Genomic DNA, 8,021 nt, shown 5'->3' on the forward strand with positions numbered 1-8,021 from the left:
CCGCATATCTGCACCAAGCCACCGTTGATTGTTCCCTCCTCAGTGGACTTGCATATCGTGTACATGTACCCAGTGAATAGTGGTTCATGAGTGGTGTTCTCCACCCATTGGACTGAGGTACAGACCCCGTACTGTCCATACGGGGCTGTGTTCTCATCCCAGATTTGCAGCACCTTGCCTTCGGCAGAAGTACCGTAAACCTTTAGACGTTTAGTCTTCGTCTTCTCCGCCGTCTCCGAAGTCGCCGCAGATTGCTTCGATGCCTTCGTTAACGTAGCTGTCTGCTTGACTAAGAAAGTAGGCAGAGAGTTCGTTCAGATAACCTAGGTAGGCATCATACTTCTCAGCTTTCTTACTCGGCAGAGTGATGGCACCCTGCTCAATCATAGCAGCTAGCACCTTGATAGCCTGCTCACGTGCAAAGCCTAGGGCTGTGCGTTTGTCTTTGGCTTCCCAGTCGGTTTCGCCTTTGCCACTCTTGGACCCAGAGCCACCCTTGTTAGAATTGCCGCGAGAACTTCCACTACCCCCACGACTACCGCTACCACGAGAGCTGCCATTCCCACGACCACTGCCACGGGAACTGTTACCTGAGCCGCGAGAGTTATTGCCACGACCATTACCACGAGAGCCACTATTGCCACGGCTACCTCCACGTCCCTTTGGTTCTACGTGGTCTACGACTTCGATGTCACCATCCACGTTGAAGAACTTACCATCATCAGTTTCTGTGAAGTCGAATGATACGATACTTCCTTCACCGAAGTCAGGCGCTTCGTTCCCCATGCCGAACCAGTCTTTACCGTTGTCATCCTCCACCTCAAGGCGGTAGAACTTACCGTTACTGGTGTTACTTACTTTGATACTGAGGACTTTACCCTCGAATACAGAGTCAGACATTACTCATCTCCTTTGTCTGAGTTTATCTTCAATGCGAAAGCTCGGAACGCTTCCGCTGCTTTGTTAGCATTAGCCACTGCGTCGTCTAGCTTCTCGCCTTGACGGAGGTAATGCTCATAGGTCATAAGCCATACGTGTTCCATGCTTAGTCCTTATACAAAGAGGAGTAATCTACTCCATCCATCTTGGTAGGAGGGATAGCTGTAACAGTTATCTCCCCTTTATCTATCTTCACAACCTCGCCATCATATTGCGAAGGTTCGAAGAAGACTTCCTTACCACCACCCCAATGGGTGTGAGCCTGATAACCAACCCCTAATGGGACGTTGAATTGTAAATCATAGCAGATGTCCAGAAATTCGTAGACCCACCATAGGAAAGCCCACTTACTAATCTCGTACATCAGCTCCAACTCATCACGTGGTGATTCAGATATGACGGAGTCATGCACAGTGTTCACGAGGAACGACTGTAGTTTCATTGCTTTCATCACATGCCAGATAGCAACCAATGCGATAGGGATGATTTCCGCTGTCGCTAGGTTCTGCACTGGGTAGTTACACACGGACGGGAAGTCCTGACAGTAACCACTGCCACTCATGCTGGCGTTAGGGTAGTAGAAAGTGATACCCGTTGGATGGGTAATCTCTTTGTTACGTAGCACCTTCATCAGCCAGTCTTGCTGTGCCTGTGTGATGTCTTGATACTTGTTACGGAACGCCTCGTAGTAAGCCATCTGGTCATCCGTACCATACTGTCCTCCATACAGTGGCTTGAATGTATCAGGCTTGGCATCAGTACGCTGGTCCTTAGTCACCTCCTCCTCGTCACAGTGGTTCAACACTGAGGCAGTGAATCGGTGTACATCCACACCGTCAACAATATCCTGACAGATGCGGGTGTCTTGTCCTATATATCCAGCAACCCTAAATTCAATCTGAGCACCGTCCATTTCAATGACGTACCAGTCGGGATTTCGGGCTGAGTAAAGACGCTTATATTTTCGAGGTGAGTTCTGTAACTGAATGCTCTTGGCTTTCGGGTACATTTCGAACTTGGTCTTAATCCCCGAAGAAGACAACCTGTGCGTAACGGTCTGAGCTTGGTTGAATTGCGCATAGAATAAACAGTCCTCACGTTCCGTGACTACCCCGTAGAAGTAGTCGAGGTTCTTACTTAGGTCAGCATTGAGCTGAGCGAACTCTTTCTTGAGGTCGAGGAAAGCTTGCTGCTTCTTGGTACGTGCCTTGAATTGCAGTACCTCCTCACCTGTTGGTCGCCACTCAACACCACGTTTCTTTAATGGCTTGAACTTGAGCACATCGTAGATGAACTCCTGCATCTGTGGTACAGAGCGGGGGTTACGTCCGTCTATCATGTCCATCAAGTCAGCTTCCACCTCAGCCATACGGCGAGAGGCTATGTCATGTTCCTCACATACTCGTTCCTTATCCAGATGCACCCCGTTTAACTCAATGTCGGCTAACACGGGGGACAGCAAGCAGCGATTGTAGAACAGGTGTAGAACATCCCGTTCCTCCATCTCATCACGCAGCTTGAGCCACAGGTTTCTTGTCTGGAAGATGTCTGATTTGTTACGGCGTTCAAGTAAAGACTTAGGTATCACACGTGGTGACACCCCACCTCGCATCAACTTATCAACGAGTGGGTCTTTAGTAACACCGAGGTATTGCTTAGCCAGAGCACCTAGCGTAAGCGCACCCTTCTTACCTGCTTTGAGATTGCCCGTAAGCACATACTCAGCCAGCATCGTGTCGGCTACTAGGATACGTGAAGGGTCTAGCCCTGCACGGATGAGCCACTTGATGTCGAACTTAGCATTGTGTGCCACGACAAAGTCTGCTTCGTACATGTCCTGTATCAGTTCGTCCATGTCATGGATACCACCATAGACAAACTTCTCAGTACCACGTCCACCCTGACCATGCACCCATGAGGCAGAAACAATATCGTTCTGTTCCCATGTAGCATCAGGCGAACGCTCATCCCCATCCGTGTCTGTCTCCAAGTCAAGGACAAGGAAGTTCATGGACAGGTATATCTCAGGGTCTAAGTCGTATAGGAACTTAGGTAGGTACTCGCTGTAGTCTTTGAGTTCACTCATGCTCAGCTTCGATAGCTGCTATGCGCAAGGCGCACGTCTGTTCAGCAGTCCACTCTTGAACGAGAGTGATTAGGTTAGCCGTGTCCATAGGGACAGTACCCTCCTTGGTTGCGACTGGCTTATCGTCGTCGTCAATTAGACGCATTGAGATTACTAGCTTCATGGTTAGTCCTTACTCTTAACGCTAGAAGTGAACGGGTCGATGTGACACATGACACCGTCGTGAATACCACTAGCCTTGTTCTTACACACATTGAGATACAACTGTCCGTACTGCTTCATCTGTTCAGTTGCCCCAATACCTATCATCACGTCTGCCTGTGCTGCCACCTCCCGTCTACTACCGAACACGTCGGTCTGTTCTAACTTGAACTTGAAGTCCAAGGGTTTACCTTTGATGTCAGTGGTTGCTGCCTGTGTAACAGACACACCGACAATCTTCATGCGCTTGTATAGCATACGCAGTTGGTACATCACCTCAGCCTGTGCCTCATCAAAGGCACCCTTGCGTGGAGCAGGGGCGAGGTTCCGTGCTTGGTCTACGATGCAGATGTTAGGCTTGAACTTGGCACACAGCCGCTCGATGTCAGTGACAGTACCACCAGCCAACTCCTTGAAGATGAAGTTGCGGTAGCCCACCTCACGTGCAGCCTCAGTGTACCCATCCATGTCCTCCTCCACTTCTTCGAGTGGTTCCCCCACCATGTTACATACAGTACGTAACACCATCCGGTCGGCAGGGTCTTCGTTACCTACGTACAGCACCACTTGGTCGTCGTAACAGTAGTCACCTGCAATCTGTATGTTGACGGCAGACTTACCTGCATTGACTGGACCGAAGATGATGACGTGGTCCCCTTGCATCATGTTGAACACGATGTCACCTAGCAAGTCAGGGAGTAGGGATAGGTTCGCACCTTCCCGTAGTGATTGAGTCAGGTCAGCAATAGACACGTCGTTGTACACCTCGAACAGAGGGTCTTCGTCGTCTGTCTGGATACCCATCTCATACACATCATGATACTCGGCGGCTAATGCTGAGCCTTTGGCTGAGTCACCCGCTGCAAAAGCGGCTGTCATCTCTGCGCCTAATCGCTTGAGTCTCTGCTCAGTGAGCAAGGTGATAAGGTTAGCAGGGCTAGGCTCAGGCAGGTTGTCCACCACCTTGGATAGTTTCTCGTAAGCCAGTGGCTTCTGAGCTGAGATGGTAGAGAGCAACACGTCCACGTCTATGCTCTGACATTTCTTGTCACGCTTGTAGTATTCAGAGATGAACTTGAACAGGATGACACCATTAGGTGAGAGGTCTGCGTTAGCTTCGAGCGACATCACCACATCATAGGCATTACGGTCAGCGATACAGGCGGATAGAATGCTTGCTTCACTTTCCATAGAACTTCTCCCACATAGACCATAGGAATGTCCACTCCATAATCCATGTAATGCGGTCTTCGAATGATAAGCCTAACGAGTTAACGTTATGCGACATGAGTTGTAAGTTCCACTCTTTCACTGTGTCTTTATCAAACATATCAACCTCGCATTAGTACCATCAAGGATACGTAGATGTTGAGCCACGCTGCGGTGAGTAGTAGCCACGGGAATACTCTGTCTTCGAACCACCACTTGAATCGCTGCCACTTGGTAGGTGGTGCTGGTGGTATGAGCCTGACCATCGTCTCAGGTCGTATAATACTAGGTCCGTACATATCAACCTGCCTTACGATAGTTATCGAATGACCACAAGGCGAAGGCGACATTCACGCCGACAAATACCCAGTCCATAGGTTCCATAGTCTCAGGTGAGTGTATGCCTATGATAAGCAGGGCTGCTCCTAGGAAGGTGAACAGTAGGCAGAAGCCTAGTTCTATTCGTTTACTTAACATTGAGTTGTCTCCTTATTGTGTCCACTAGGTCATCGAAGTCTTCGTCCTCCATGTCCTTCGGGTCAGCGTCGAACAGAGGGACAAAGGTAAGATGTTCAAAGTGGAGTCCATAATTGTAGACCATAGTCGCTGCCTTACTGGTAGCGTCAGCGTCCAGCACAAAGCACACCTTACGTTTGCCTGCTCTCACCAGCTCCATGAGCGTGGCATCTTGGATACTCGTACCGGATAGAGCAACGCACGGTATCTCCGTGTTGATACGCATAGCGGAAGGGTAGTCCTCCACTACCACCACCCACTCATCGAACTGAGCTTTGAGTGGTGTCATCATGCACGTCATCTTGTAGTCTTTGGGTAGGGAATTGTAGTAAGCCTTTGCTTTCCCTCCTTGAAAGTTACTTTTGTCCAGCACTAGGTCGTCATACCTACGGGCAAGGTAGCCCTCGTGTGTGCCAGTCATTGACTTGATTGGATATAGGATGCGCTCGGTTGCCTCATCCCAGAGCACACCGTTCACACGTAGCATCTTAGCATCAGCCCACCAGAAGTAATCCAAGTACCAGTCGAGCACGTCGTTAGGCAATGGCTCAGGGTGTAGCTGTCGTGTGTGACACTTAGGCTTACGCATCTTGGTAGACACGGGGCGGTAGCCTGACTGTCCTATCTTACCGGATAGTCCACACTTCACACGGTAGCAGCGGTACGCTAGCCCATCAGCGTGACACCACACTAACAGGCTGCGTTCACCACTATCACCACCACGGCAACAGGGGCAGACCAGATGGTCACTACGCTCCCCGATGCACAAGTCAGTGGTCATGTCTAAGATGTCAGTATCAAAGCTGCTATCTCTCATAACCGTACTGCTTAGCCCAGTCGTAGATAGCACGAGGCACGATGAGGTTGTAGTCATCAGCTATGTCTCGCACTTCATTCATCATGCGATTAAGGCGTACCTTCATGGCAGTGGCAGGGCTACTATCATACGGACAGCGTTTGCAGATTAACTCATAGTCACCATCATGGATGGATTGCAGTCTAGCTAGCATATCAAAAGCAGAAAGGGTAAGTTCGCCTACGGATTCCTTCACTGCTTCATCAACAGCACTATCACCCACAGTCTGTCCTTCAAACTCCTCGTAGTAAGAAGACTCAGCTATCAGGTAGCCCACCGCACACTTGGTGTTCTCACCACCACGGTAGGCACAACCCTCAGTCTCAGGATTCATTGCCGCTTGGTTCTGACGTGCTAGATGTTGTAGCACCATATTAAAGATTGTTTGTAGTTCCATGACTATGCTCCAATATCATCTTGTAAATGCAGTAACCATGCCACACGCAGAGCGTGCTCACCCGCTCCACGGCAGGCATCACATGCACGATGGCTCTCGTACCAGTCCTTAGACTCAGCATCTATGTAACGCTCTACGAATGAGTAGTGGTACGGGATACCCGTGTCCTCGCAGAACTCCTTAGCTAACGCAGTCATGGTGTCAGCTAGCAGGTCTATCTGCTTGTACACTGCGGTATCATCTAAGTCCGTAGCGTATTGCTTGAGGTCTTGCTTCACCTTGTACTTAATCTCAAGGCAAGTGAACTCACGCAGCACTCTCACACGTGCTGACTGTAGTAAGTCTTGAACAGCAAGGCGAGTGTACTCAAGGGTGAGTGGGTGGAGTTGATGTCTCATAATTACATCTCCGGTATTAGGTTGAGCCAGTCTAGCCCTGCGACTAGACAGACCACACCAATAGTTAGAATGAACCCCGATGCAATGTAGTCAGTAACATCAGGGTTCTCTTTTGTCTTAGCTCCGAACGATACGATGGAGCCACAGCACAGGGCTAGTATGATAGCCACGATTCCATATACCATGACCATTACTTCACCTGCCCTAGTTCTAAGCACAGTTTCTCGCACGCTTCTTCATCCATCTCAGCGAATGCGAAGTCGTACACCAAGCGTGAGTTGGCAGGCGTGCCCAACACCAGACGCTTACCAGTAGTGTGGCGGTACTTGATAACACGATGCCCGTACTTCTGGTTGTGTGTAAGGAAAGCCTTCTCATCGAAGTGCTTACGGATGATGTCCAGTACGTACACCATTGGGTCGAAGAACATACGGTTAGCATTCTTAGGCTTACGCTTACCGAAGTTTTGTTTACGTGAACCTGTTGCGTAGTGGTTGTTGTTCGTTCTCATAGCTTAGTCCTCAAGCAGTTTGTTTGATTTGTCCACGATGTCTAGGTACTCGCGGAGTGAATAGAACCCATCGCCCGTGTCGTCAATGACACCGATGTTTTCCATGTCCTGTGGTGGTACACCGATGTACTCAAGTACCTCGATGATTTGCTCAGCACTCTCTGGTGTGACAGAGATGTGGCTGGCAGCAGCGGCACCCATCTGTAGCACTGGTTCAGTGAATACAGGTAGGCGTTCTTGTTCTTTGACTAGCTCATTCATCTCGATGAACTGGTGCATGGCAGCGATACTACTGAATGGTCCTTCTTCTGTACCATCAGGGCAGCGAACCCACTGTTCACATGATGCACCCTTGTAGAATGGTACGTATGGGAACACGTCACCCACACTGTGACCACGTAGCCCACCGTTAGACTGTAGATGTCCAAGCGTAGCAGCTACCCCGTGTCGGTCCTTATGGTCAGGGTCAGGCATCTTGTCTATCTCACGGATAGCTTGACGCTCACGGTCCACGTCATCGTGTGACCACACCAAGTCGAAGTCACTACCATCAGGCATGGTGCGAGGGATACCGTACATGTTGTACTCGATGTTACATTTCCAGCTACCATCTTCACGATGGATGCTAGCCTTCCACTCCTCATCCTGAGAGTTAGGACGACGACGGCACTCGATGCGAGCACGGTAGCCAGCGATGGTCCAGTAGGTAGCGCCATTAGCAGCACGGCGTAGGTTAGGAACACGACGTTCAAGGCGTAGTGCTGACACGTCATTGCGATGATGGTCTAGTGTGCCGTGCAGATGGTCCACTGTACCTGACTCACGCCATATGATGGTGGACCCACCACCTAGTTCAGAACGATAGCCATTGAAACGACAGACAGTTAATACAGTGCGACGGTTAGTCA

8 protein-coding genes are annotated in these 8,021 nt (G+C 49.9%); all 8 read right to left on the reverse strand.

Translation table 11 applies throughout. From position 1 onward, the window contains the following. Positions 1–210 precede the first annotated feature (210 nt). Positions 211–900: a hypothetical protein gene (locus ABMA70_RS15750; RefSeq protein ID WP_393022317.1), complete on the reverse strand. Its 690-nt coding sequence runs from the start codon at positions 898–900 to the stop codon at positions 211–213. A gap of 145 nt (positions 901–1,045) precedes the next feature. Next, complete coding sequence (locus ABMA70_RS15755) at positions 1,046–3,025, reverse strand: DNA polymerase (RefSeq protein ID WP_393022320.1); 1,980 nt, start codon at positions 3,023–3,025, stop codon at positions 1,046–1,048. 165 nt (positions 3,026–3,190) lie between these two features. Next, entirely contained in the window at positions 3,191–4,417 is a 1,227-nt protein-coding gene (locus ABMA70_RS15760) for a hypothetical protein (RefSeq protein WP_393022322.1), read from the reverse strand. After that, the gene (locus tag ABMA70_RS15765) at positions 4,407–4,556 is read right to left on the reverse strand and encodes a hypothetical protein (protein ID WP_393022325.1); all 150 of its coding nucleotides are present in this window, start codon (positions 4,554–4,556) and stop codon (positions 4,407–4,409) included. Before ABMA70_RS15765 ends, ABMA70_RS15760 begins: the two co-directional genes overlap by 11 nt. Positions 4,557–4,901: 345 nt before the next feature. Beyond that, positions 4,902–5,483 carry a hypothetical protein gene (locus ABMA70_RS15770; RefSeq protein ID WP_393022327.1) on the reverse strand — a complete coding sequence of 194 codons (582 nt, stop codon included), beginning with the start codon at positions 5,481–5,483 and terminating at the stop codon, positions 4,902–4,904. A 274-nt stretch (positions 5,484–5,757) separates the two neighbouring features. After that, entirely contained in the window at positions 5,758–6,204 is a 447-nt protein-coding gene (locus tag ABMA70_RS15775; RefSeq protein WP_392994263.1) for a hypothetical protein, read from the reverse strand. Positions 6,205–6,792: 588 nt separating this feature from the next. Continuing rightward, complete coding sequence (locus tag ABMA70_RS15780) at positions 6,793–7,113, reverse strand: hypothetical protein (protein ID WP_393022329.1); 321 nt, start codon at positions 7,111–7,113, stop codon at positions 6,793–6,795. 3 nt (positions 7,114–7,116) lie between these two features. Then, positions 7,117–8,021: hypothetical protein (locus ABMA70_RS15785; RefSeq protein ID WP_393022331.1), on the reverse strand; the 905-nt coding region annotated here is incomplete at its 5' end.

It is taken from the genome of Halobacteriovorax sp. XZX-3 (assembly GCF_043196495.1).
GTDB lineage: Bacteria > Bdellovibrionota > Bacteriovoracia > Bacteriovoracales > Bacteriovoracaceae > Halobacteriovorax_A.

Coding starts and splice junctions, on each gene's coding strand:
- ABMA70_RS15750 (WP_393022317.1), bottom strand. CDS start 900: ATGTCTGACTCTGTATTCGAGGGTAAAGTCCTCAGTATCAAAGTAAGT.
- ABMA70_RS15755 (WP_393022320.1), bottom strand. CDS start 3,025: ATGAGTGAACTCAAAGACTACAGCGAGTACCTACCTAAGTTCCTATAC.
- ABMA70_RS15760 (WP_393022322.1), bottom strand. CDS start 4,417: ATGGAAAGTGAAGCAAGCATTCTATCCGCCTGTATCGCTGACCGTAAT.
- ABMA70_RS15765 (WP_393022325.1), bottom strand. CDS start 4,556: ATGTTTGATAAAGACACAGTGAAAGAGTGGAACTTACAACTCATGTCG.
- ABMA70_RS15775 (WP_392994263.1), bottom strand. CDS start 6,204: ATGGAACTACAAACAATCTTTAATATGGTGCTACAACATCTAGCACGT.
- ABMA70_RS15780 (WP_393022329.1), bottom strand. CDS start 7,113: ATGAGAACGAACAACAACCACTACGCAACAGGTTCACGTAAACAAAAC.